A 25609-nucleotide genomic window follows, 5' to 3' on the forward strand; every position below is an offset into this window, starting at 1 on the left:
AGGAGGTCACGAATATGAAATTAGGTTTTATCGGGACAGGAGTCATGGGACGCGCAATCACTGAGCATCTTATGAACGCAGGACATGAAGTAACTGTTTATAATCGAACAAAAGCAAAAACGGATGAGCTAGTCAAAAAGGGAGCCATTTGGGCTGAAACACCTAAAGATGTCACTAAAAATAGTGAGATCATCTTTTCGATGGTTGGTTATCCCAAAGATGTAGAAGAAATTTACTATGGCGAAAATGGGATCTTTGCAACGGATGTCCAAGATCGAATTTTGGTTGATCTAACAACTAGTACCCCTACGCTTGCAGAAAAAATTGCAAAAACAGCCACAGAAAAAGGTGCAGCTGCTTTAGATGCTCCAGTTTCAGGTGGAGATCTGGGTGCGAAGAATGCCACTTTGACAATCATGGTTGGTGGTGAAAAAAGTGTCTATGAAAAAGTTTTACCTTTGTTTCAAGTGATGGGATCTACTTTTACTTTACATGGGACAGCAGGAAAAGGACAACATGCGAAAATGGCAAATCAAATCATGATTGCAGGGACTATGACAGGCATGACCGAGTTACTTGCTTATGCTTCAAAAGCAGGACTTGACTTTGAAAAAGTCATTGAAACAGTCTCAGGAGGCAGTGCGGCAAACTGGTCATTAAGTAATTATGCTCCTCGTATTTTAAAAGAGGATTATACGCCAGGATTTTTTGTTAAACATTTTATTAAAGATTTGAAAATTGCGTTAGATGAAGCAGATAAAATGGCATTGAAGTTACCAGCGACAACGCAAGCTTTAAAATTATATGAACAATTAGCAGATCAGGGATTTGAAAATGACGGTACTCAAGCATTGATTAAGCTTTGGTGGCCTGAAGGAAAGAACCCAGAAAAAAAATCTTAAAAAACTCGCTTTTTTTGGAGAAAATCAATGCAAGTCGTCTGTGCTTTTGTTACAATATAACAGAAATAAGAAAAGGAGGACCTCCGATGGCACATTCACAATTAGTTGCAATCATTAAACGACTGGAGGCAATGGTCGAATCAGCAGATAATGAACTGCAAGTCCGTCGTTTTGAAAAAGAGGGCGTTGAAAAATGTACAGTTACTTATGACAAAGCAACTGAAACATTTGAATTAACTGAAACAGATTCACATCAACAATATGAATTTGACAATATCGATATCGTTGCAATGGAAATTTATGACTTGATCCAATAAAAGATCATGAAAGAAGCGTTCAGCTCTGAGCAACCAAGAGAGGATTTTTTAGAAAATTTTCTCTTGGTGCTTTAGAGCTGCTTTTTTTATGGCTTAATGGATCAGGCTTCGTTCGTAAGAAGTCTTCTTGAAGTGACCAGGATGGGCGTGTTCTATCCACAAGCGTTTGTATCAGCAAGAGATTGCTCCGATGAACAGAAGAAAAAGTCTGACGCCTATTTTTCCTTAGATTTTTTTCGGCTAGTGAGAAGATTAGGGGAATAATTGGTTAAATGGATAAAACAACGAAAAGAAACCGTGAACTGTAGACCAATGTTTGGTAGTTCACGGTTTCTTTTTATTTTACAATTCATTTTGGGCGAGAATTTTCTTATGGTAACTCATTAGTATAAGGACGGGGTCAATTTCTTCTTTTTGCAACTGTCGCTTCAAGGACAAACCAGCTTTTGCATTTTCATAATAAAAATAAGGAGATTCATCATTAGACGTAATGGCCGTTTCAGCCAGTTGACCGTAACAAATCAAATAATGTTTTTGTTTCGTTTCGTCCGCTGCCAGAGGTAAATGGAAAGTGATTTTAGGCGTCCTTAGAAATAGTTTTTGCGCCTGTATTCTTTTAATGAAAGCTGTGGATAACTCAATATCTTGTTGGATTTGGGCAGCTTTTTCAAAATTCAATTGTTCGATAAAATGATTTTGCCTTTTCTTCAAGTAAGTGATTAGTTTTTTATTGCGCCCTTGCAACAGATTTTGAATCTCTTTTTTCTTTTGTTCAAATGACAACTGATTCATTTCCGGTAATTGTGTATTTAAAGCTAAAAGGCTGATTTCAGACAGCCACGGCATCTGATAGGTTTCTTCAATGATGCGTAAAATAGCCGGCATTTTTTTGTAAAGTCGAAAGGGACCGTAAGTACGGGCAAGTGGCATATCCGAAAGGGAAAAACCATTATTTGTAATATGTAAATAATTATAGTTACTAAAATAGTTCATTTGACGGTTGTAAAAAGGGCGGTAGTACTGGATTAATTGACATTCTAACAATAGTGCATCTAATTCAGTATCCACGACGACAAAATCAAAGTCAGCGATATGATGAATCAATCGGCGAACTTTTTTTGAATGTTGTTTACTATGACGAAAATAACTACTTACACGATTTTTTAATTGTTTTGCTTTTCCCACGTAAATCACAGTTCCGGTATGATCTTTCATCAAGTATACCCCAGGAAGCAAGGGGAGTTTTTTTACTTTTTCTTTCAACGTTCTTTCTCCTTTTTTATCAAAAAATACTATATCAAATTTACGGCAAAGGAACAACCTTTTCGTTTGCTGAGTCTTAAGTAAAAATAGTTTGATAATCAAAATATTTATTTGAGAAATATTTTTAATGTTTAAATGGGTGATTGTTGATTTAATAGGATTTTAAAATGAATTTTTTCTTAGAAAAAGTTCATAATCGAAAAAAATGAGCTTTTTAGGTTGCATTTTGAAAAAAGTTAAGATATAGTTTGAACATCAAATGATTTGATAATCAAACTAATTAGTGGATGGTGGAACATGGAACCAGATTTGAAAACAGTAAATGATTATCTTGTTAGTGTCTTCAATGATATTTTGACAATCGAAGAATCTGAATTAAAAAAATCTCAGTTCAAAGATTTGTCAATTACAGAGATGCATACGATCGAGGCAATCGGTATGTACAAGAAAAAAACGACTTCAGAAGTAGCCAAAGAACTGTCGATTACTGTTGGGACCTTGACCACTGCTATCAATAAGTTAGTAAAGAAAGACTATGTTGAACGCATTCGAAGTGAAGATGATCGACGAGTGGTGAAATTAGGACTGACAAAAAAAGGCAAACTTTTATATCGTGTCCATCAGCACTTTCATCGTGAAATGGTCAAAAATATCTTGGATGGCATGGCTACCGACGAACAGCAAGCTTTACTGGCTGCATTGAAAAACTTGCATGATTTTTTGCGAGATTACAAGTGAGGATTTTTAATGGAACAATTTGGAACGATCACAGCAACAGCTAGTGTCCTTCCCGAAAAAATCATTACCAATGATGATCTTTCCAAAATGATGGACACTTCAGATGAATGGATTTCATCGCGAACAGGTATCAAACAAAGGCGTTGCGTCACAGATCAAGAAACTTCTGATCTTTGCTATTTAGTAGCAGAAAAGCTCATCAAAAAAAAGAACATCGATCCGACAGAACTTGACTTCATTCTTGTAGCAACCATGTCTCCTGATTTTACGACACCCTCTGTGGCTGTCCAGGTTCAAGGTAAACTTGGTGCAACAAATGCAATTGCATTTGATCTTAGTGCAGCATGTTCAGGCTTTGTTTATGCTTTAAGCATGGCAGAGAAAATGATTCGGTGCGGTTCAAATAAAGGATTAGTGATTGGTGGCGAGACATTATCCAAATTAATCGATTGGTCTGATCGTTCAACGGCTGTCCTGTTTGGTGATGGTGCTGGTGGTGTGTTACTTGAAGCTGGTACAGAGCAGAAAATAATTGCAGAACATCTGGAAGCAGATGGCACTCGAGGATCGTCACTCACAGCTGGCTATCATTCGAACGGATCACCGGTGTATGTAAAGGATGCAAAAGGCTCTTTTTATTTATCAATGATAGGAAGAGATATCTTTGATTTTGCTGTAAGAGACGTTGCAAAAAACATTAAAGACATCACTCAAAATGTGTCAGTTGATTATCTGCTTTTACATCAAGCAAATCTTAGAATCATTGAGAAAATTGCACGCAAGGTAAAAATACCGCAAGAAAAATTCTTAACCAATATGGATAAATACGGAAATACCTCTGCTGCAAGTATTCCAATCCTATTAGATGAAGCGGTAGCTAGTGGGCAAATCACTTTAGGAAAAAAACAAAAAGTAGTATTTACAGGTTACGGTGGAGGTTTAACATGGGGAAGTATCCTCATGGAACTGTAAGCTGATAAAACATAAAATTGTAAACAATATCGGAGGAATATATATTATGGTATTCGAAAAAATTCAAGAAATTATTGCAGAAGAGTTAGGAAAAGAAACAGAAGAAATCAAATTAACAACAAACATCCAAGAAGACTTAGAAGCTGATAGCTTGGATTTATTCCAAATCATTAATGAAATCGAAGACGAATTTGACGTGAAAATCGAAACAGAAGACGGCATCAAAACAGTTCAAGATTTAGTAACTTATGTTGAAAAACAAACTGCATAATCATTTAGATTAGGTTGGGGGCTGGGACATTTTCCTTAAATAGGAGTGTCTTGGTCCTTTTTAATAAATCAAGACATGAGCATATATCCTAAAAATATTGGAGAAAATACATGAAGACAGCATTTTTATTTAGCGGACAAGGCGCTCAGTATCCAGGCATGGGACAAGATCTCTATCAAGAAACTATCGTCAAAGAAACGTTTAATGAAGCAAGTGATATTCTAGGCTATGATATGGCGGAATTGTGTTTTTCAGAAAATGAACGACTCAATCAAACCGCTTATACGCAACCAGCAATCTTAACGGTCAGCATTGCTTTTTATCGTTTGTTGAAAGAAAGAGGGATTACACCTCAAGCTGCTCTAGGATTAAGTTTAGGCGAATATTCCGCTTTAGTAGCTAGTGGAGCTTTGTCGTTTAGTGAAGCAGTCGCTTTAGTGGCAAAACGAGGGGCTTTTATGACTGAGGCTGCACCACTTGGTAGTGGGAAAATGGTAGCTGTTATGAATGCACCTGTAGAAGTGATTGAAGAAAGCTGTTTGGAAGCTCAACGATTAGGAATTGTTTCGCCTGCAAATTATAATACACCCCAACAAATCGTAATTGGCGGTGAAGAACAAGCAGTGGATGAAGCAGTAAGAATCATGCAAGAAAAAGGCATCAAACGAATGATTCCACTTAATGTGAGTGGTCCGTTTCATACAGCAATCTTAGCGCCAGCAGCAAAAAAATTAGCCGTTGAGCTAAAAACGATCACTTTTAATGAGCCAACAATTCCTGTCATCAGTAATACGACAACTGAAATCATGAACAAAGATCGGATACCGACTCTGCTTGAACAACAAGTGATGAAGCCGGTACATTTTTATGAAAGCATCCATCAATTAAAAGAACTTGGTGTGGAACGTGTGATCGAAGTTGGACCAGGTAAAGTATTAAGTGGCTTTATGAAGAAAATCGATAAAACGATTCCGGTTTTAAGAGTAGAAAATCAACAAACTTTAGAAGAAACAATGACAAGTATCGGAGGCATGTTATGGAGCTAACAGGAAAAAACGTATTTATAACAGGTAGCACAAGAGGAATTGGTGCTGCTGTGGCGCTAGCTTTTGCAAAAGCAGGCGCAAACATCGTTTTAAATGGACGAAAAGCAATTCCAGAAGAAAAAATCAATGAGATCAAAGCTCAAGGTGTGAACTGCATCGGTGTTTCTGGCGATATCTCAGATTATGAAAAAGCTGGTTTGATGGTAGAAGAAGCAGAAAAACAATTAGGATCAATCGATATTCTAATCAATAATGCAGGGATTACGAACGATAAATTATTGATGCGCATGTCAGCAGAAGATTTTAAAGCTTGTTTAGATATCAACCTAACAGGAACATTCAATATGACACAACACGTTTTAAAGAAAATGATGAAAAAACGTGAAGGTGCAATTATCAACTTGTCAAGTGTTTCAGGCTTGATTGGTAATGTCGGACAAGCAAATTACGCAGCAAGCAAAGCAGGTGTCGTTGGTTTTACAAAATCTGTTGCTCGTGAGGCGGCTGCACGCGGTGTTACATGTAATGCCATTGCTCCTGGTTTTATCGCTACGGATATGACCGAAGTGTTATCTGATAAAGTCAAAGAGCAAGTAGTAAAACAAATTCCAATGCAACGTTTTGGCAGCGTGGAAGATGTTGCGAATGCTGCGATTTTCTTAGCAGAGAGTCCTTATATCACAGGACAGGTCATCAATGTTGATGGCGGTCTCGTGATGCACGGATAAAAAGGAGGAAAACAATAATGAATCGAGTAGTAATTACAGGCTATGGTGTCACTTCACCAATCGGTAATGATGCTGAAAGCTTTTTAGATAGTTTGCAAAAAGGAACGAATGGGATTGCTCCCATTACTAAATTTGACGCCACAGAAACTGGAATCACACTAGCAGGTGAAGTCAAAGATTTCCCATACGATAAATATTTTGTAAAAAAAGACAGCAAACGGATGGACATGTTCTCGATTTATGGGATCTATGCAGCACTAGAAGCATTAGGGATGAGCGGTCTAGATAAAGAGAAAATCGATCAAGATCGTTTTGGTGTCATTGTTGGTTCCGGTATCGGCGGATTGCCAACGATCGAAAACCAAGTGATCCGATTACACGAAAAAGGCGCGCAACGTGTCTCACCAATGTTTGTTCCAATGGCTATTGCAAATATGGCTGCCGGCAACATTGCACTACGTGTAGGTGCTAAAGGGATTTGTACAGCAATCGTTACTGCTTGTGCGAGCGGAACGAATGCTATTGGTGAAGCTTACCGCAATATCAAACATGGTTATTCAGATGTCATTCTAGCTGGTGGGGCAGAAGCAACAATTTGTGAAATGGGAATTGCTGGCTTTGCTGCACTAACAGCTCTATCGAATGCTGAAGACCCTACTCGTGGTTCGATTCCTTTTGATGAAGAACGTAACGGTTTTGTGATGGGCGAAGGAGCGGGTATCTTAGTGATCGAATCTTTAGAACATGCTCAAGCTCGTGGTGCAAAAATCTATGGAGAAATCGTTGGTTACGGCGCTAATTGTGATGCGTTCCATATGACTGCTCCTACACCAGATGGTTCAGGCGCTGCCAAAGCAATGAAATTAGCCATGGATGAAGCGGGTATTAAGCCAGAAGATGTTGGCTATATCAATGCCCATGGGACAAGTACACCCGCTAATGATCAAGCAGAAGCAAAAGCGATCCAACTAGCATTAGGTGATTCATTCAAAGAAACATATGTCAGCAGTACGAAATCCATGACTGGACACTTATTAGGTGCAGCTGGAGGGATTGAAGCGTTAGCTACTTTAATGGCGCTAGAACATCAATTTATTCCACCAAACATCAATGTCCAAAAACAAGATCCGGAAATTGACTTGAACGTTGTCATCAATGAAAGCAAACCAGCGCAATTGACTTATGCAATGAGCAATTCGTTAGGCTTTGGTGGTCACAATGCGGTCTTGTGTATGAAACGCTGGGAGGAATAATCTTGAATATCAATGAGATCAAGGAATTAGTCAGTCAATTCGATCAATCTACTTTAACTGAATTTGATTTAAGAGAAGGTCAATTTGAATTATATATGAATAAAAATGAATCTAGTCGTGGAATGGGAACGATGGCTCCAATGCCAGTAGCCACAGAAGCGCCTAGAGATACGGTAGTACCTCAAACACCAATCCAACAAACGCCAGTTAGTGAAGCACCTCAAGCATCTGTCGAAGCATCACAAGAAAGTTTCGAAGGTGTCGAGGTAAAATCACCGATTGTTGGAATCGTCTACTTACAACCTGCCCCTGATAAACCACAATTTAAGTCAGTGGGAGATAGTGTCAAAAAAGGTGAAGTGATTTGTATCATTGAAGCAATGAAATTGATGAATGAAATCACAAGCGAAGTCGATGGGAAAATCGTTGAGATTCTTGTTGAAAATGAAGCGGTTGTTGAATACGATCAACCACTATTTAGAATTCAACCAAATTAAGCAAAAGAGGAAAGAGGAGCAATATGAACATTCAAGAAATTAAAGAAATCATACCACATCGTTATCCGCTATTGCTGATTGATCGTGTCGAAGAAATGGTGGAAGGCGAACGAATCATTGCAAAGAAAAATGTGACGATCAACGAACCATTTTTCCAAGGGCACTTTCCAGAAGAACCTGTGATGCCAGGTGTCTTGATCGTTGAAGCGATGGCACAAGCAGGAGCAGTTGCGTTATTATCCTTGGAACAATTTAAAGGAAAGACTGCTTATTTTGGTGGTTTAGACAAAGCAAAATTCCGTCGAAAAGTCACTCCAGGGGATACACTGTATCTTGAAGTAGAAATTACGAAAATCAAATCTTCTGCTGGTATTGGTAAAGGAATTGCAAAAGTGGATGGCAAAAAAGTTGCTGAAGCTGAATTAACTTTTATGATTGGATAGGTGAGTTATGTTTTCAAAAGTTTTGATAGCTAATCGTGGCGAAATCGCCGTACGAATTATTCGCGCTTGTCGTGAGCTTGGTATTCAGACTGTTGCTGTTTACTCACAAGCAGATGCTGACGCATTGCATACTCAATTGGCAGATGAAGCAATTTGTATTGGTCCTGCAAAAGCGACGGACTCCTATTTGAATGTCCAAGCAGTTTTGAGTGCAGCCATCGTGACCAAAGCAGAAGCGATTCACCCAGGTTTTGGGTTCTTATCTGAAAATAGCCGTTTTGCTTCTATGTGTGAAGAATGTAATATTGCTTTTATTGGTCCAAAGAGTCGAACGATCGATGCGATGGGGAATAAAATCAATGCACGTCGCTTGATGCAAGAAGCCAATGTACCTGTTATTCCAGGAAGTGATGGCGTATTATCAACAGTTGAAGAAGCACTAACAGTAGCGGATAAGATTGGTTATCCGGTCATGCTTAAAGCTGCCGCTGGCGGTGGCGGAAAAGGGATTCGTAAAGTTTTATCAAAAGAAGAATTACCGCAACATTTTTCTTCTGCGCAGCAAGAAGCAGCAGCGGCTTTTGGAAATGATGAAATGTATTTAGAAAAAATCATTTATCCAGCAAGACATATTGAAGTACAGATCCTTGGTGATCATTATGGGCATGTCCTTCATTTAGGCGAACGAGATTGTTCTCTTCAACGAAATAATCAAAAAGTATTAGAAGAATCCCCTTCAGTGGTCATCTCTCAGAATAAAAGAGATGAATTAGGAGCTGCGGCAGTTCGTGCAGCCAAAGCGGTTAATTATGAAAATGCTGGAACGATTGAATTTTTAATGGATGAAGCGGGAGAATTTTATTTCATGGAAATGAATACGCGGATCCAAGTCGAACATCCGGTAACTGAGATGGTTACAAACATTGACTTGGTAAAAAAACAAATTGAAATTGCTGCGGGACAACCGTTGGAAATCAAACAAGAAGATGTGCGATTCTCTGGTCACGCTATTGAGTGTCGAATCAATGCAGAAAATCCGGCTTTTCATTTTGCACCATCACCTGGAACAATCAAAAACCTTTTGTTACCAGCAGGAGGCATGGGCGTTCGAGTTGATAGTGCCGTTTATTCCGGCTATACGATTCCACCTTATTATGATTCAATGATCGCTAAGGTGATCGTTCATGCAGACACTCGCTTTGAGGCGTTGATGAAAATGCAGCGAGCGTTGAGTGAAGTGGTCACCGATGGAGTGATCACGAATGCGGAGTTCCAAATGGATTTAATCAGTCATCCAGCAGTTATCGCAGGGGACTATAGTACCGCCTTTTTACAAGAAGATTTTTTACCGAACTGGACACCTGAAACAGAGATAGGAGAAGAGTAGATGGCTTTATTCAAAAAGAAAAAATACATTCGAATTAATCCTAATCGAGCAGAACAACCAACGAATGCGCCGTCTATTCCAGATAATATGTGGGCTAAATGCCCTAATTGTAAACACATCATTTATACAAAAGATATTGGTGATGAGAAGGTTTGCCCTCATTGTAGTTATAACTTTCGTATTGGTGCTTGGCAACGATTAGCATTGATCATCGATGAAAAAAGTTTAGAAGAATGGGACACGGATTTAGTAACAAAAGATCCCTTGAACTTCCCTGATTATCAAGAAAAGATCCAAACTATGCAAGAAAAAACAGGATTGCATGAAGCGGTATTGACAGGAAAAGCAACGATTCACGGTCTGCCATTTGCGATTGGTGTCATGGATTCTAATTTCATCATGGGCAGTATGGGAACCGTTGTAGGTGAGAAAATCACCCGTTTGTTTGAACGGGCTGAAAAAGCTGGCTTACCCGTTGTCTTGTTTACTGCTTCTGGAGGAGCCAGAATGCAAGAAGGTATTTTTTCTTTGATGCAGATGGCAAAAATCTCAGCAGCTGTCAAACGTCATAGCAATGCCGGTTTGTTTTATCTAACAGTATTGACCGATCCAACTACAGGCGGCGTAACAGCGAGTTTTGCAATGGAAGGCGATGTGATCTTGGCTGAACCCCAAAGCTTGATTGGTTTTGCCGGTAGACGAGTGATCGAACAAACGATCAAACAAGAATTACCGGAAGATTTCCAAAAAGCAGAATTTCTACTTACCCATGGATTTGTTGATCAAATCGTTCCTAGAAAAGAACTAAAAGAAACGATCCATCATTTGTTGGAAATGCATACGCAGAAAGGTTGGATAAATCATGGATAAAACAGCACATGAGATCGTTCAACTGGCGCGTGAAAAGGATCGTTGGACGAGTCTTGATTTTTTTGAAGATATCTTTGAGGGGTTTCAAGAATTTCATGGCGATCGTTTGTTTGGAGACGACGAAGCAGTCGTTGGTGGGGTTGCCAAATTAGATGGAAAACCTGTCACAGTTATTGGGATCCAAAAAGGACGAGACCTTCAAGAAAATATTCGCAGAAATTTTGGTTCGCCTCATCCAGAAGGCTATCGTAAAGCACTTCGTCTGATGAAACAGGCAGAAAAATTCCATCGTCCTATTATCACACTGATTAATACTGCTGGTGCCTATTGTGGTGTCGGTGCAGAAGAACGTGGTGAAGGAGAAGCGATTGCCAGAAACCTATTAGAGATGTCTGATCTAAAAGTACCGATCATTGCAATCATCATCGGTGAAGGTGGAAGCGGAGGAGCATTGGCTCTTGGCTTAGCTGATGAAGTTTGGATGCTTGAACAGACGATTTATGCTGTCTTATCTCCTGAAGGTTTTGCATCGATTTTGTGGAAAGATGGTAGTCGAGCAGCTGAAGCGGCTGAATTAATGAAAGTTGCGGCAGCTGAATTATTAGAATTAGATGTCATCGATCGTGTGATACCGGAAACAGTAAATGGGCAAGCTTTAAGTAAAGAAAAAGTCAGTCGAATGTTACAAAAATCATTGATTGAAAAATTGACCGAACTATGTCAAACTTCCACTGAAGAGTTGCTTGAACGACGTTATCAAAGATTCCGTAAATTTTAAACAGTTATAAAGAATAAAACAAACAGTTATGCACCAAATTGAATGAATAAAGCAATCGACCTACCCACCGTTTCCTGTTAGATGACAGGAGTAGCTTTGGAGGTCGATTGCTTTTTGAGTTTTTCGACTCTTTGTCATTAAGGACTGATGAATGGTGTGAAATCAAATCTGGGTCAGAATGAATCTCATTCTGTCTCAGATTTTTTTGTTAGTTCACGTTGATAGTTTTTTTATTAACCTGTCTGCTTTTTTAAAAAACATTGGAATACAAGGATTGGAAATTATCCTCTATCATTCATCAGAGATTTCATAAATGGGAATGCGATAATCGCTCTGTTGAATATAATTATGTGTCTACCATTTGGTTGGCATGAATATGGGCTCTATAATTTTTTAAGGAGACTGGGACAGAACTTGTCTCAGTCGCTTCTAGTATCTCTAAAAACGAATAAACATGAGACAAAAGCAGCGTATTCGGAAAATCTGCTGAAATTTACGAAAAATTTGAGAAGCACCAAGTAGGTAACAATCAACAGCAAAAAACTAGTTTTTGTGTTTCTTGTCAATTTTCGGGAATCCCTTCTTATTTCTTGATGCTAACTACTTTTGTCTCCACTTCCTTTTTTGATATATTTAAATCTTTCTCCTGTCTAAAAGGTTGCAGGTTATTCTGCCACTTATGAACCTTTACATAAATCGTAACATGTAGATGCAAAATTTCTTCAGATGATAAGTAGTAGAGAAAGCTTGAATGATTTCCTCAATCAATGAAAAAAATACATACAACAAAACAGTTATGGTAAACGATCAAAATTCAAGAATATTAATTAGTTATATTGAGCGTTTACTCTTGATTAGAACAAGTAAAATAAATGCTACAGGGGAGATGATCCATACGATTTTGTCAGCTTCGTAACAAAATGGACATTGGGAAGAGACATCAATTGAAAACAGGGGAAACACCTAAAGCTGATGAAGTGGTATTGACGAGAAAATAATGATCAAAAATAAGAGCAAAAAAGGAGTAAATATGAGTAAGAAAAAATTAACAGCAAAACGTAAGAAACAGCTATTAACGATGTTTGCGGTGGCTGGTGTGATGGGAAATACCGGGATCGCACCAACGATGGCATTAGCGGATACTTTGACACCAACAGCTGAAACTGCTACTGAACAAACACAGGCGAATGAAGCAAAAGAAGTCATCGATCAAACGATACAAAACGTCACAGATCCGTTAGTAAACCCAACGGATTCAACCACTACAGCTAGTGATTCGTTAGCAACAACCGATGAAGCAGCTGATGAAACAACGGATGACACCCAAGACCAAGCAAAAGAACAAGAGCAAGCAACAGCACCGACTGCCGACAGCGAAGGGGATGCAACTAATCCAACAGTTGAAGCACCAAAAGTAGCGCAAAAAGCGAATGTGGCAGCTGCTTCTAAGATAACAGGCACGTGGGGTACCAGTCCGTATACTTTTGATGAAAACACAGGAGTATTGACAATCGGAGCAGGTGAGTTAAGTGGCTATAAAGAATCACCATGGATCAGTGGAACAGTGGATCTTGAAGCCATCAAAAAAATTGTCTTGGCTGGGAAAGTAGTTGCTCCGGAAGATTCTAGCTACTTATTTAGTACAGGTACCCCTGGTAAGGATCTTACGAATGTAACTGAAATCGAAGGGTTAAGTCAACTGGATACCAGTAACGTAACAACTATGAGTAATATGTTTTATGGTATGAGCAGTGTAACAAGTTTAGATGTAAGTAGCTTTGATACCAGCAAAGTAACAGATATGGGTTTTATGTTTAAAGATATGAGTAACATAACAAGTTTAGATGTAAGTGGCTTTGATACCAGTAACGTAACATATATGACTTATATGTTTAAAGATATGAGTAACATAACAAGTCTAGATGTAAGTGGCTTTGATACCAGTAAAGTAAACGATATGGCTGATATGTTTGCTGATACTTCACTTAAGAAATTAATTCTAGGAGATACCTTTAAATTTGTAGAATCATTTTACGGAAAAGCAGGACTTACTTCTGCCTGGAAGCGAGAAGATGGTAAAGGGAAGGTTTATACAGCAGAAGATTTCATGAACAACTATGGCACCGGTGACTTGACTGCTGGCACGTACGTTTCTGCTACAGGATGGTGGGGTACCAGTCCGTATAATTTTGATGAAAACACAGGGACATTGACGATCGAAGCAGGTGAGTTAAGTGGCTATGAAAAATCACCATGGAACAGCGGAACAGTGGATTATGAAGCAATCAAAAAAATTGTCTTGTCTGGGAAAGTAGTGGCTCCAAAATATTCTGGCTATTTGTTTAGTTCAACTTACACTGGTAAGCAACTTAAGAATGTAACTGAAATCGAAGGGTTGAGTCAACTAGATACCAGTAACGTAACAGATATGCGTTGTATGTTTTCCGATATGCGTAGCGTAATAAATCTAGATGTAAGTGGGTTTGATACTAGTAACGTAACATCTATGAATTATATGTTTAAAAATATGAGTAGCATAACAAGCCTAGATGTAAGTGGGTTTGATACCAGTAATGTAACAGGTATGTATATGATGTTTCAAGGTTTAAGTCGCGTAACAAGTCTAGATTTAAGCAACTTTGACACTCACAAAGTGACAGATATGCGTGATATGTTTGTTGATACTCCACTTAAGAAATTAATTCTAGGAGATACCTTTAAATTTGTAGAATCAGGCTCCGAAAATGCAAAACTTACTTCTGCCTGGAAGCGAGAAGATGGCACAGGGAAGGTTTATACAGCAGAAGATTTCATGAAAAACTATGGCACCGGTGATCTGACTGCTGGCACGTATGTTTCCGTTGAAACAGGCACGTGGGGCACTAGTCCGTATATGTTTGATGAAAATACAGGGGTATTGACGATCGAAGCAGGTGAATTAAGTGGCTATGAAGAATCACCTTGGAACAGCGACAAAGTAGATAGTGAAGCCATCAAGAAAATTGTCTTGGCTGGAAAAGTAGTGGCGCCAGAAGATTCTAGCAACCTATTTTCTTATTCGTACCTTAAAAATGTAACTGAAATCGATGGGCTGAGTCAGCTGGATACCAGTAACGTAACAGATATGCGTGAAATGTTTCGTGGTATGAACAGCATAACAAGTTTAGATTTAAGTGGGTTTGATACCAGTAACGTGACAAATATGAAGTGGATGTTTGGCGGAGGACTAAGGAGCGTAACAAGTTTAGATTTAAGTGGGTTTGATACCAGTAATGTAACAGATATGTATGCTATGTTTTACGATATGAGTAACTTAACAAGTCTAGATTTAAGCAACTTTGACACCAGCAAAGTAACAGATATGAGTTATATGTTTGAAGGTATGAGTAGCGTAACAAGTTTAGATTTAAGTGGGTTTGATACCAGCAAAGTAACAGATATGAGTGATATGTTTCTTATAGTTCCGCTTAAGAAATTAATTCTAGGTGATCACTTTAAAGCGGTTGAAGACACTAAGTTATCAGCACCGAAAGCACTGAACGATGGAGATCAGCTGACAGGAAATTGGATTCGTGAAGATGGTCAGTCCAAAGGCTATTCACCTGCTGACTTTATGGCAAATTACGGCACTGGTGATTTAACGGCAGGAACTTATGTGGCAGAACTAGTGAAAAGTGAGTTGAAACCACAAGAATATCATGTAGGAGATGTCAATATTACTGGAACCTACACAGGGGATATGTCTCTCGGCCGATTAACCGTTAATGGCAAAGTTGTCAGCTGGGGCGGTAGCTTCAAGGATGGTCAATTCAGCTATTATGTTGGTGCTGGCAAATTAAAATTCGGCGACAAAGTCGTATTAGATGGCTACAACAAAGAGAAGAAATTGATAGATTCCAAAGAGATTGAAGTGATTTCCGAATCTTCAGGATCAATTGATCAAGTGGACGAGTATCAGTTGGGTGATTCAACCATTACTGGAACTTACACGGGGGATATCCATAAAGGGAAATTAGTAGTAAATGGAGAAGTCGTTAGTTGGGGCGGAACCTATAAAGATGGCAAGTTTAGCTATTATGTGAACTCTCAAATCATCAAAGCAGGGGATCAAGCAACGATTCAAGGCTATGATAAATTCGATACACCACTAGGGGACCCACAACCAGTGACTATAGGAGAACAACTGGGTCAATTAACAGAAGCCCATCGTGTGGGAATCAGTACAGTGATCGAAGGAAACTACACAGGCGATGTTTACCAAGGAATCTTGTTGGCCAATGGCGAAAAAGTTAGTCAAGGCGGTAGCTTCAAAGATGGCAAGTTCAGTTATTATGTAGGAAACCTTAAAGTGTCAGAAGATGATCAAGTAGTCTTGATGGGTGCCAACAATCGAGGACAGCAAATTCCAGGATCAGAGATTGATGTCACTATTCAAACACCAACAGCTGAAATCAACGAATTGACTTATAAAATCGGCACACAAACGATCAAAGGAGCCTATGGTTCTGATACTCAAGTTCACCAAGGGCACTTGTTTGTCAATGGTAAACTGATCAGTAAAGGTGGGAGCTTTAAGGATGGGGCAATCAGTTATTATGTGAAGCCAGACCTAATCAAAGCTGATGATCAAGTAACAATGAATTTCTATGATGGCAGTGGCAACTTATTGGCTGAAAACCAAACAGTTTCTGTTAATTAAGGAAAAAACAAATTAATGTAAGTCTAAAAACTGGGGCATTGATTAGAAAAAATCTGATCAATGTCTCAGTTTTCTTGATTTAAGATACGCTCAAAATTCAAACAGGTTGAGCTAAATGAGGAATACCGGAATGTGTACAGAGGTTTATATTTAGTAAAATAAGATCTGTTTAGAGACCATACGATGATTCTAAGATTATTTAGAATTAATCAGCTGCATAATTAGTTGGTCAAACAAGCTGATTGAGAATTACTTAGAATAGGAAACTTAGTTGAGCACAGAAGGGGTTGAAACAAACATGTTTAGTATCAATTAATTCCGACTAATTTTCCGAAGATGCTGCTTTTGTCTCCGTTTCTTTTCTTTGGATAAGTGCAAGGTTCTACTAGCATTCCAATAGTGTGAATGAATTTTGCGCAAACAATCCAACTGCAGACTAGAATACACTCAGAGTGAACGGCGGTTATAACGGACTAGATTCCCGCTGTTTTTGTTATCAAGATAAGGATTCTAATGTGAGTGTAGATAGGATCTAGAAGACAATAATCTAACTGATTTTAATCCTATTATCAGTAGAACAATGAAAAATACTAGTAATCAGACATGGAATTTGATTCCCAGATCTAATTGAACTCTGATAAATATTATTTGCACATAAAGAGTGTTTCGCATCAAGAAGTAGAATTTCCAAAATTTCCTTCTTGAATGTTTGATGACTTTTGTCTTCTTGCGGGAGATTAACTAATCTTATCTGTGGTTACATCTGTAAAAGAGCTAAGGATGACTTTTTCGTTCTTGGCTCTTTTTCATTTTATTGAAAACTATTCTAAAATAATTATTCTTTTATTTGTTTTATATACAATATATTCGCCTTAAAATACATTTTTTTAAATAAATATACAAAAAATGCTTTTTTTTTGAAAGTTTCATGCTATAATTACTTCACTTAATACAAAAGTTTTAACGTAGGAGGAAAATGACATGAAAAAATTCTTTGGGATGTTAACGGTACTGTTTACACTAGCGACTTTAGGTGCATGTGGCAGCAGCAATACGACTGCTCAAGGTCAGGAAAAGGATCAGTTAGCAGCGATTAAAAAAAGCGGGGTACTAAAAGTAGCTACGTCGGCTGATTACGCGCCGTTTGAGTTTCATACGATGGTTGACGGGAAAGATAAAATCGTAGGATCTGATATTGACTTAGCTAAAGCAATCGCAAAAGAACTAGGAGTAAAAGCTGAAGTATCAGATATGAATTTCAATACCGTTTTAGCTTCCTTAAAAGAAGGGAAAGCAGATCTCGCTATCTCTGCGATTTCTGCCACAGATGAAAGAAAACAACAATTAGACTTCACAGACAATTATTACAACCCACCACAAGTGGTGATCATCAACAAAAAAAATAAAGAAATCTATCGCAATGCGAATGACCTAAAAGATAAAAATGTGGGTGCTCAAAAGGGATCAATTCAAGAGGAATTAGTTAAGACGCAACTGAAAGGTGCGAAGCTTGTGACAATCGACAAAGTTCCCAACATGATCGTTGAAGTTAACCAAGGCTCATTAGCTGCGACAGTCGTTGAAAAAACGATCGCCGAATCATATATCGCCCAAAATCCTGATCTGATGATCGCTGATATTTCACTTGAGCCAGCTCCTGATGAAGCCTTTGCTATTGCGTTACCTAAAGAAAGCAGTGAATTACAAAAAGAATTAAACCAAATCATCAAAAAGTTGAATGACGAAGGAAAAATTGAGGAATTTATTCAAAAAAATAACGAATTAGCTGAAAAAACAGCGGCAGAATAGAGGTCAGTCAGAGTGGATTTTTCTTTTTTAGATAAATATTTTCCTTATTTTTTATCAGGTACAGGAATAACAATCATGATTTCGATCGTCACAGTGATCTTGGGAACGGGTATCGGTTTACTGATGGCGTTACTAAAATTGTCCAAAAAGAAACCGTTGAATGTTTTAGCTAATGTCTATATCGAAGTGTTACGAGGAACACCGATGCTTCTACAAATCATGATCGGCTTTTTATTGCTTCAAGGATTTTTTCCTTCAAAAGATCTAGAAGTAGGTGTTTTAACTGTTGATCTTGGCCGCCTGCTTCCAGGAATGATCGTGTTATCTTTAAATTCCGGTGCCTATGTGGCAGAGATCATCCGTGGGGGGATCCTGGCAGTGAACAACGGTCAAACAGAAGCCTCCTATTCATTAGGGTTGCGTCCAGCACAAACGATGCGTTACGTGATTTTACCACAAGCATTAAGAAATATTTTGCCTCCTTTAGGCAATGAATTTATTACGTTGATTAAAGATTCTTCCCTATTGACTGCGATCGGAATCAATGAACTGATGGGAGCGGCGCAAATCGTCATATCCAATTCGTATGTTCCATTAGAGCCTTATTTTATAGCAGCAGCCGTTTATTTCATCATGACGTTTGCTACTTCTCGGTTACTAAATCGCTGGGAGAAAAAATTAGGTAAAGGATACCAAGGATGAAGGGTGAAAATAAATGGCCAAATCATTGATCAAAATTACACATTTAAATAAAAAATACGGTGAACAGGAAGTACTGAAAGACGTTTCCGCTGAAATTTATCCAGGAGAAGTCGTGGTACTTTTAGGACCATCAGGCTCGGGAAAAAGCACTTTACTAAGATGCATCAACTTATTAGAGATACCAACTTCTGGTGAAATCAAGTTTGAAGGAATGACAATTACCGACAAGCAAAATGATATTTTTAAAACAAGAGAAAAAATGGGAATGGTTTTCCAACAGTTTAATCTATTCCCTAATATGACGGTTTTAGAAAACATCACTTTGTCACCAATCAAAGTCAAAAAGCAATCAAAAGAAGAAGCAACAAAGATTGCTAGAGATCTGCTAAAGAAAGTAGGTCTGCTAGAAAAAGCCGATACTTATCCTCAGTCTTTATCTGGGGGACAACAACAACGGGTCGCCATTGCGAGAGCTTTAGCCATGCAACCCGACGTCATGCTATTTGATGAGCCGACTTCAGCTCTTGATCCGGAAATGGTCGGAGAAGTGTTAGAAATCATGCTGCAATTAGCTCGTGAAGGGATGACTATGATCATTGTGACTCACGAAATAGGCTTTGCAAAAGAAGTCAGTGATCGAGTTCTATTTATGGATGGAGGAACCATTCTTGAAGAAGGTACACCGACGGCTATTTTTGAACAAACCAGTCATCCACGAACAGTCGCATTTTTATCCAAAATATTATAAAAGTCAGTAACATCCAAAGAATAAAAAATCGAATGAAAACTCTCGAAACAGTTTCTCGTGTTTGGAGAGTTTTTATTTTATCAGTGTAGTCAGACGGATGATTTCTTCTCTTTTAAAAGTGTTTGGTGACTTCGGTCTGTTCATCATTTCAGTTTAATAGTTGTTTATTCAGAAGGATTCAGGTGTAGAGGTAGTTTTTTTGGAAAGAATGAAGTATAATATAGGGCTGAGGAGTACATTTCGTGCTCCTTCATTTTTTGCAGATGAGGAGACAAAATGTTTTCAAAATATAAACCAACATGGATGGTCGATGCCATCTACAAGATAACCCCTGCACAATTAAAAAACTTAGGGATTAAAGCAGTTTTGACTGACTTGGACAATACGTTGATCGCTTGGAACAATCCTGATGGGACAGAGGAATTACTCGACTGGATCTTAGAAATGAGAAATGCTGGTATTCCAGTAGTGGTTGTTTCAAACAATAGCTCTGAACGAGTAGCACGAGCGATCGATAAATTTGAATTGACGTATGTTGCTCGGGCATTAAAACCTTTAGCCGTAGGAATGAATCGAGCAAAAAAAATGTTGAATCTTTCAGATGATGAAATTGTGATGATCGGTGACCAAATCATGACAGATATCCGAGCAGCTAATCGTTCGGGTATCAGAAGTATCTTGGTTAAACCAATTATTGAAACGGATAGTTGGAAAACACGATTCAATCGTTTTTGGGAACGCAAAATCATGGCCTATTTATTAGCACACAATCCTGATATGGGCTGGCGAGGTGGAATTGAATGAACGAAGAACTACAGTGTATTGGGTGTGGAGCAACGATCCAAACCGACCATCCTAATGAATTAGGGTATACACCAAAAGCAGCATTAGAAAAAGGACTAGAATCAGGTGAGGTCTATTGCCAACGTTGTTTCCGGTTAAGACATTATAATGAGATCCAAGATGTTTCACTGACAGATGATGATTTTTTGCGCCTGCTGAATGAACTAGGACAAGAAGATGCCTTGATCGTCAATGTTGTCGATATCTTTGATTTTAATGGTTCTTTGATCCCTGGACTACATCGCTTTGTAGGTAATAACCCAGTGCTCTTGGTCGGAAACAAAGTGGATATTTTACCTAAATCACTGAAGAAACCAAAAATGATCCAATGGATGAAAGAGCGTGCACATGAAGCTGGATTGCGTCCGGTTGAAGTATTATTGACAAGCGCAAAAAAAGCGAATGAAATGGAAAATCTACTCAAAAAAATCGAAGAGTATCGTGAAGGTCGCGACGTCTATATCGTTGGCGTGACAAATGTCGGTAAATCGACATTGATCAATCAAATCATCAAGAACACAGCAGGTGTCAAAGATGTGATTACGACTTCTCAATTTCCAGGGACAACTTTAGATAAGATCGAGATTCCTTTAGATGATGGTCACTTCTTGATTGATACTCCTGGGATTATCCATCGACATCAAATGGCGCATTATCTTGGAAAAAAAGATTTAAGGATCATTGCACCAACGAAAGAAATCAAGCCTAAAGGATACCAATTGAATGAAGGACAGACACTCTTTCTCGGCGGTTTAGCAAGGTTTGATTTTATCAGTGGGCAACGAGGTTCATTTATTGCTTATGTTTCAAATGATGTCATTATTCATCGAACGAAATTAGCAAAAGCCGATGAATTTTATGTGAAACACGTCGGTGGATTATTACAACCACCTCGTCCCGATGAAGTAAATGAATTTCCCGAATTGGTTCGTTTTGAATTTTCGGTAAAAGAAAAAACAGATATCGTATTTGCTGGCTTAGGATGGATCACAGTGACACAACCGGCAGTCGTAGCAGGTTGGGCGCCAAAAGGTGTGAATGTGATGAAACGAAAGGCCTTGATTTAAGGAAGAAGGAAGAATATGACTTTAAGAGGAAAACAAAAAAGATTTTTACGAAGCCAGGCACACCACTTACAACCGATTTTTCAAATTGGTAAAGGTGGAATCAATTCTGCCATGATGGTTCAGATTGAAGAAGCGCTGGAAAAACGTGAGTTAATCAAAGTAACGTTATTACAAAATACCGATGAGATTCCTGAAGAGGTAGCTGGTATTTTAGAAGAAACAGTCAGATGTCAAGTTGTTCAAATCATTGGACGAGTTCTTGTATTATATAAACCCTCTTCAAAGGAAAAATATCAACGTATCTCTAAAGAAGTAAACGCAATTTAAGGAGTGGTTAATATGAAATCGCAAGCGGAAGCTTTTGTCGAATCTCAAGTATTTCCTCAAGAGATGCCTCAAATTTTTGAAAAACGCAAACAGGTGGGGATTTTAGGTGGTACTTTTAATCCAGTTCACCTGGCACACTTAGTTATGGCAGAACAGGCAGGGAAAAATTTAGGGTTGGATGAGGTCTATTTAATGCCCTCTTATCAACCACCACATGTGGATGAAAAAACGACAATCGCTGCCAATCATCGCTTAAACATGCTTGAACTTGCGATAGCAGATAATCCTTTTTTAGCTATTGAACCGATCGAGTTATCTCGAAAAGGCAAAAGCTATACTTATGATACGATGAAAGCTCTGACACAAAACAACCCTAATACCGATTACTATTTTATTATCGGTGGCGACATGGTAGAATATCTACCAAAATGGTATAAAATCGATGAACTAATGACAATGGTCAATTTTGTTGGTATTCGTCGAGCAGGTTACTCAACCGAAACGCCTTACCCAGTGATTTGGGTCGATGTGCCAACCATTGATATCAGCTCAACTAAAATACGGCAGAAGATCCAGCAAGGTTGTTCCGTTCGTTATCTAGTACCTGATAAGGTCATTGAGTATATCGAGAAAGAAGGGCTATATCAAGATGGACTATAGTAATAAATACACAACTTACTCAAGAGAAGAGTTGATGCAAAAAGTCCAAATGCGAATGAGTGAACGACGTTTCAAGCATGTTCTTGGTGTGGAAGAGACGGCGATTGCCCTTGCCGGCAAATACGGCTGTTCATTAGAAAAAGCTAGTATTGCTGCTTTGACACATGATTATGCGAAAGAACGGCCTGATGATGAATTTATTTTAGTTATCAAGCGAGATGGCTATGACCCAGCGCTTCTTCATTATGGAAATGCGATTTGGCATGGTTTAGTTGGCGCCTCTTTTGTTGAAAGAGAGCTTGGTATCACAGATGAAGAGATCCTTCATGCCATTCGGGTTCATACCACTGGTGCGGCTGAAATGTCTTTATTAGATAAAATCATCTATGTAGCAGATTATATTGAACCTGGTCGCTCGTTTCCTGGAGTCCAAGATGCGCGTGAAATAGCGTTGATCGATTTAGACGAAGCGGTAGCTTTTGAGACAAAGCACACATTAGCTCACTTGATTGAACAAGAACAACAGATTTATCCAAAAACAATTGAAACATATAATCATTGGGTAGCTAAAAAATAATCTCTACCCATTAGGAGGAAATTACTATAAATAGCAAAGAACAACTACAAATTGCAGTGCAAGCTGCCGATTCAAAACGTGCAGAAGATATCGTTGCTTTAGATGTGAGAGAAGTATCTTTACTAGCAGATTACTTCATGATTTGTTCGGCAAACAGTGAACGACAACTAAATGCAATTACAGAAGAAATCATTGAAAAAGAAGAAGAAAACAATTACGAAGTAAAACGTATCGAAGGAAAAGAAGGCGGAAAATGGATCCTGATCGACTTAGGAGATCTGATCATCCATGTTTTCCATGCGCCAGAAAGAAGTTTCTATAATTTAGAAAAATTATGGTCAGATGCACCACTTGTTGACCTAAATGAATGGATCGATTAATATGGCTTACGAAACATTTGCTTTCGTTTATGATGAGGTAATGGATGAAACCTTATATCAACAATGGTTAGATTTCTCAAAACGACACTTACCAAGTGAAACATGTAATATTTTAGAATTAGCTTGCGGAACAGGTGCTCTAGCTGTTGCCTTTGCTAAAGCTGGGTACCATGTCACAGGGTTAGATCTTTCAGAAGAGATGTTGATGATTGCTAGCCAACGTGCGTTTGAAGAGGAAACACCAATCCAATTTGTTGAAGGAAACATGCTTGATCTGTCAGAAATTGGTCAATACCAAGCAATCACTTGTTTCTCAGATTCTTTGTGCTATATGAAGAATGAGCAAGAAGTGCAGCAAGTATTTGACGAAGTGTATCAAGCGTTGGAAGAAAATGGACGTTTTATATTCGATGTTCATTCTATCTATCAAATCGACACGGTGTTTCCTGAATACAGTTACCATTATCAAAATGATCAGTTTGCCTTTTTATGGGATAGCTACCCAGGTAAGGAAAAGCATAGTATTGAACATTTCTTGACTTTCTTCGTGGAAGATCCCGAAGAAGCAGGTAAGTTCATTCGAGAAGACGAACTGCATCAAGAGCAAACTTATTCTTTGGATAATTATTTAAGAATGTTAGAAAACAGTGGCTTTTCTAAGGTAGAAGCGTTTGGTGATTTCACCGATGAACAACCAAAAGAAGATACAAAACGTCTCTTTTTTGTGGCATATAAGGAATAGGACACGAAAAAAGTCTTTTGCTGAATACGAAATATTACCTTATCGCGAGGTGTAATCGCAAAAAAACTGCCGTGAATCGCGTTGTTTCAGATAGTATTATAATAGTTTAAAAGTAACGAATAATGGCCGAGACGAGTAAATCATCAACAAAGTCTACGCCAAATAGTGACGTTTTTCTGCTAAAAAACGAAAAAAATACTTTAGAAATATCTTGATGAAAAATAAGCTGAAGCGTCATTTGAAAAGCAGGAGAAACGATTTTTCGATTTCTCCTGTTTATTTTTTTACAGTTAAAAACCGAATTGATCATTTTGGGATTGACCGAAAGAATGAACTGTTTGTTTTATTCCTATTAAGAAATGGAGGAAATGCGATGAAAATTTGTGGCATTATTGTTGAATATAATCCTTTCCATAATGGGCATCGCTACCATGCGGAAATGGCTCGTGAACAAACGGGCGCAGATATCGTGATAGCAGTGATGAGTGGAAATTTTTTACAGCGTGGTGAGCCTGCAATTATCGACAAATGGTCCAGAGCAACTGCTGCCCTCCAAAACGGAGTGGATTTGGTCATTGAACTACCGATAGAATGGTCTGTGCAATCAGCAGATTACTTTGCCAAAGGAGCTGTGCGATTATTACAGATGCTCGGCTGTACACATCTTTGTTTTGGTACAGAAGAAGAGTCGACATTTAATTACGAAGCTTTTGGGAAATTTGTACAGCAAAACCAATTAAGGATTGACCGTGAATTTCAACGTTTATCTGACCAAGGAATGAGCTATCCGCAGAAGATGACAGCAGTGTTCAACACACTTTATCCAGAAATCGCTCTCGATTTTTCTTCTCCTAATCACATTTTAGGGTTAAGCTATGCGAAAGAAAATGCCCAGTATGCCCAGCCAATGAAATTAGTACCGATTACCAGAAAAAGTGCTGGTTATCACGATGAAGAATGGAGCAGTTCCTCCATCGCAAGTGCGACCGCTATTCGCAAAGCGCTCAGTGAACAACGCTCCGTAACGAATTTTATACCTGCTGCCACCGCAGCGATGATCGAAGCAGGTTCGCAACAAACATGGGCGAATTACTGGCCCTTGTTACGTTATCGTTTGCTTTCTACGGAGCTAGCCAATTTGAAAACTATCTATCAGATGACGGAAGGACTTGAAGTGAGAATGCAATCGGCTGCGAAGAAAGCCACTTCTTTCGAGGAATTTGTCACTTTAGTCAAGACGAAAAGATATACTTGGACGAGAATCCAACGTTTAGCTTGTTACGTATTATTGAACATCCATCATGAGGAAATCCATGACCAACAAGACAAATGTTACTTGAATATTTTAGGATTCACCAAGGCAGGACAACAGTTTTTAAAAGAAAAGAAAGAGATACCCTTGATCTCAAAAATCGGCAAAAAAGAAGCAGAATTGGCACATCTTTTGGTTCGGAGTGATCAAATCTATCAACTCGGTGGGGCGATACCTGAACAAAATTTTGGAAGAAGACCTTATGTTTCGAAATAAACCTGGTTGGTGGGAACAAAGTGAAATGACTAACCTGAATGAAAGTTTAGTTCAATATTTTG

General features: G+C 38.5%; 26 protein-coding genes. 25 read left to right on the forward strand and 1 reads right to left on the reverse strand.

Annotated features, from left to right (window positions below; genetic code table 11):
* Window positions 1-14: 14 nt before the first annotated feature.
* Window positions 15-902, forward strand: coding sequence for an NAD(P)-dependent oxidoreductase (locus IGJ11_RS04050; protein WP_088775583.1), 888 nt, complete (start codon window positions 15-17; stop codon window positions 900-902).
* An 86-nt stretch (window positions 903-988) separates the two neighbouring features.
* Window positions 989-1219 (forward strand): YkuJ family protein, encoded by a 231-nt coding sequence (locus IGJ11_RS04055; RefSeq protein WP_010719680.1) that lies wholly within the window; start codon window positions 989-991, stop codon window positions 1217-1219.
* 342 nt (window positions 1220-1561) lie between these two features.
* Here IGJ11_RS04055 and IGJ11_RS04060 read toward each other — a convergent pair whose 3' ends face one another.
* Window positions 1562-2434 (reverse strand): GIY-YIG nuclease family protein, encoded by an 873-nt coding sequence (locus tag IGJ11_RS04060; RefSeq protein ID WP_088766128.1) that lies wholly within the window; start codon window positions 2432-2434, stop codon window positions 1562-1564.
* A gap of 345 nt (window positions 2435-2779) precedes the next feature.
* Between IGJ11_RS04060 and fabT the strand changes: the two genes are divergently transcribed.
* The 23 genes from fabT to IGJ11_RS04175 all read left to right on the forward strand — a co-directional run bounded on the left by fabT (window position 2780) and on the right by IGJ11_RS04175 (window position 25547).
* Entirely contained in the window at window positions 2780-3220 is a 441-nt protein-coding gene (gene fabT / locus IGJ11_RS04065) for a fatty acid biosynthesis transcriptional regulator FabT (protein ID WP_010719678.1), read from the forward strand.
* Window positions 3221-3229: 9 nt separating this feature from the next.
* The gene (locus IGJ11_RS04070; RefSeq protein WP_010738138.1) at window positions 3230-4192 is read left to right on the forward strand and encodes a beta-ketoacyl-ACP synthase III; all 963 of its coding nucleotides are present in this window, start codon (window positions 3230-3232) and stop codon (window positions 4190-4192) included.
* 46 nt (window positions 4193-4238) lie between these two features.
* The gene (locus IGJ11_RS04075; RefSeq protein WP_005876288.1) at window positions 4239-4463 is read left to right on the forward strand and encodes an acyl carrier protein; all 225 of its coding nucleotides are present in this window, start codon (window positions 4239-4241) and stop codon (window positions 4461-4463) included.
* A 110-nt stretch (window positions 4464-4573) separates the two neighbouring features.
* A complete protein-coding gene (gene fabD, locus IGJ11_RS04080) occupies window positions 4574-5509 on the forward strand; it encodes an ACP S-malonyltransferase (protein ID WP_181914875.1) in 936 nt (311 codons plus the stop codon).
* Window positions 5500-6237 carry a 3-oxoacyl-[acyl-carrier-protein] reductase gene (fabG, locus tag IGJ11_RS04085; RefSeq protein WP_010719675.1) on the forward strand — a complete coding sequence of 246 codons (738 nt, stop codon included), beginning with the start codon at window positions 5500-5502 and terminating at the stop codon, window positions 6235-6237. The genes fabD and fabG overlap by 10 nt, the downstream gene beginning before the upstream one ends.
* Window positions 6238-6254: 17 nt before the next feature.
* The gene (gene fabF / locus IGJ11_RS04090) at window positions 6255-7490 is read left to right on the forward strand and encodes a beta-ketoacyl-ACP synthase II (protein WP_010719674.1); all 1236 of its coding nucleotides are present in this window, start codon (window positions 6255-6257) and stop codon (window positions 7488-7490) included.
* Window positions 7491-7492: 2 nt separating this feature from the next.
* A complete protein-coding gene (gene accB, locus IGJ11_RS04095) occupies window positions 7493-7987 on the forward strand; it encodes an acetyl-CoA carboxylase biotin carboxyl carrier protein (RefSeq protein WP_010738136.1) in 495 nt (164 codons plus the stop codon).
* A 23-nt stretch (window positions 7988-8010) separates the two neighbouring features.
* The gene (gene fabZ, locus IGJ11_RS04100) at window positions 8011-8430 is read left to right on the forward strand and encodes a 3-hydroxyacyl-ACP dehydratase FabZ (protein ID WP_010719672.1); all 420 of its coding nucleotides are present in this window, start codon (window positions 8011-8013) and stop codon (window positions 8428-8430) included.
* Between the two features lie 7 nt (window positions 8431-8437).
* The gene (locus IGJ11_RS04105; RefSeq protein ID WP_094940947.1) at window positions 8438-9817 is read left to right on the forward strand and encodes an acetyl-CoA carboxylase biotin carboxylase subunit; all 1380 of its coding nucleotides are present in this window, start codon (window positions 8438-8440) and stop codon (window positions 9815-9817) included.
* Window positions 9818-10687 (forward strand): acetyl-CoA carboxylase, carboxyltransferase subunit beta, encoded by an 870-nt coding sequence (gene accD / locus IGJ11_RS04110; RefSeq protein WP_010719670.1) that lies wholly within the window; start codon window positions 9818-9820, stop codon window positions 10685-10687.
* Complete coding sequence (locus tag IGJ11_RS04115) at window positions 10680-11465, forward strand: acetyl-CoA carboxylase carboxyl transferase subunit alpha (protein ID WP_010738133.1); 786 nt, start codon at window positions 10680-10682, stop codon at window positions 11463-11465. Before accD ends, IGJ11_RS04115 begins: the two co-directional genes overlap by 8 nt.
* 1030 nt (window positions 11466-12495) lie before the next feature.
* Window positions 12496-16164, forward strand: a complete 3669-nt coding sequence (locus tag IGJ11_RS04120) for an immunoglobulin-like domain-containing protein (RefSeq protein ID WP_438772353.1) — start codon at window positions 12496-12498, stop codon at window positions 16162-16164.
* Between the two features lie 981 nt (window positions 16165-17145).
* Window positions 17146-17973 (forward strand): transporter substrate-binding domain-containing protein, encoded by an 828-nt coding sequence (locus tag IGJ11_RS04125; protein WP_207433199.1) that lies wholly within the window; start codon window positions 17146-17148, stop codon window positions 17971-17973.
* Window positions 17974-17985: 12 nt separating this feature from the next.
* The gene (locus IGJ11_RS04130) at window positions 17986-18675 is read left to right on the forward strand and encodes an amino acid ABC transporter permease (protein ID WP_010719664.1); all 690 of its coding nucleotides are present in this window, start codon (window positions 17986-17988) and stop codon (window positions 18673-18675) included.
* A gap of 13 nt (window positions 18676-18688) precedes the next feature.
* Window positions 18689-19423, forward strand: coding sequence for an amino acid ABC transporter ATP-binding protein (locus IGJ11_RS04135; RefSeq protein WP_278250439.1), 735 nt, complete (start codon window positions 18689-18691; stop codon window positions 19421-19423).
* A gap of 276 nt (window positions 19424-19699) precedes the next feature.
* On the forward strand, window positions 19700-20227 hold the full coding sequence (locus IGJ11_RS04140) for a YqeG family HAD IIIA-type phosphatase (RefSeq protein ID WP_010719662.1): 528 nt from the start codon (window positions 19700-19702) through the stop codon (window positions 20225-20227).
* On the forward strand, window positions 20224-21333 hold the full coding sequence (gene yqeH / locus IGJ11_RS04145) for a ribosome biogenesis GTPase YqeH (protein ID WP_207433201.1): 1110 nt from the start codon (window positions 20224-20226) through the stop codon (window positions 21331-21333). Before IGJ11_RS04140 ends, yqeH begins: the two co-directional genes overlap by 4 nt.
* 15 nt (window positions 21334-21348) lie before the next feature.
* Window positions 21349-21660, forward strand: coding sequence for a ribosome assembly RNA-binding protein YhbY (gene yhbY / locus IGJ11_RS04150; protein ID WP_010719660.1), 312 nt, complete (start codon window positions 21349-21351; stop codon window positions 21658-21660).
* Window positions 21661-21672: 12 nt separating this feature from the next.
* Window positions 21673-22320 carry a nicotinate-nucleotide adenylyltransferase gene (locus IGJ11_RS04155; protein WP_126344383.1) on the forward strand — a complete coding sequence of 216 codons (648 nt, stop codon included), beginning with the start codon at window positions 21673-21675 and terminating at the stop codon, window positions 22318-22320.
* Complete coding sequence (gene yqeK, locus IGJ11_RS04160) at window positions 22310-22897, forward strand: bis(5'-nucleosyl)-tetraphosphatase (symmetrical) YqeK (protein ID WP_096709466.1); 588 nt, start codon at window positions 22310-22312, stop codon at window positions 22895-22897. The genes IGJ11_RS04155 and yqeK overlap by 11 nt, the downstream gene beginning before the upstream one ends.
* Window positions 22898-22953: 56 nt before the next feature.
* Window positions 22954-23277, forward strand: a complete 324-nt coding sequence (gene rsfS / locus IGJ11_RS04165; RefSeq protein ID WP_010719657.1) for a ribosome silencing factor — start codon at window positions 22954-22956, stop codon at window positions 23275-23277.
* Between the two features lies 1 nt (window position 23278).
* Window positions 23279-24019 (forward strand): class I SAM-dependent DNA methyltransferase, encoded by a 741-nt coding sequence (locus tag IGJ11_RS04170; protein ID WP_010719656.1) that lies wholly within the window; start codon window positions 23279-23281, stop codon window positions 24017-24019.
* A 373-nt stretch (window positions 24020-24392) separates the two neighbouring features.
* The gene (locus IGJ11_RS04175; RefSeq protein WP_207433203.1) at window positions 24393-25547 is read left to right on the forward strand and encodes a nucleotidyltransferase; all 1155 of its coding nucleotides are present in this window, start codon (window positions 24393-24395) and stop codon (window positions 25545-25547) included.
* The last annotated feature ends 62 nt before the right edge of the window (window positions 25548-25609 follow it).

It is taken from the genome of Enterococcus sp. DIV0691, assembly GCF_051711145.1.
Classification (GTDB): Bacteria; Bacillota; Bacilli; order Lactobacillales; family Enterococcaceae; genus Enterococcus_B; species Enterococcus_B hirae.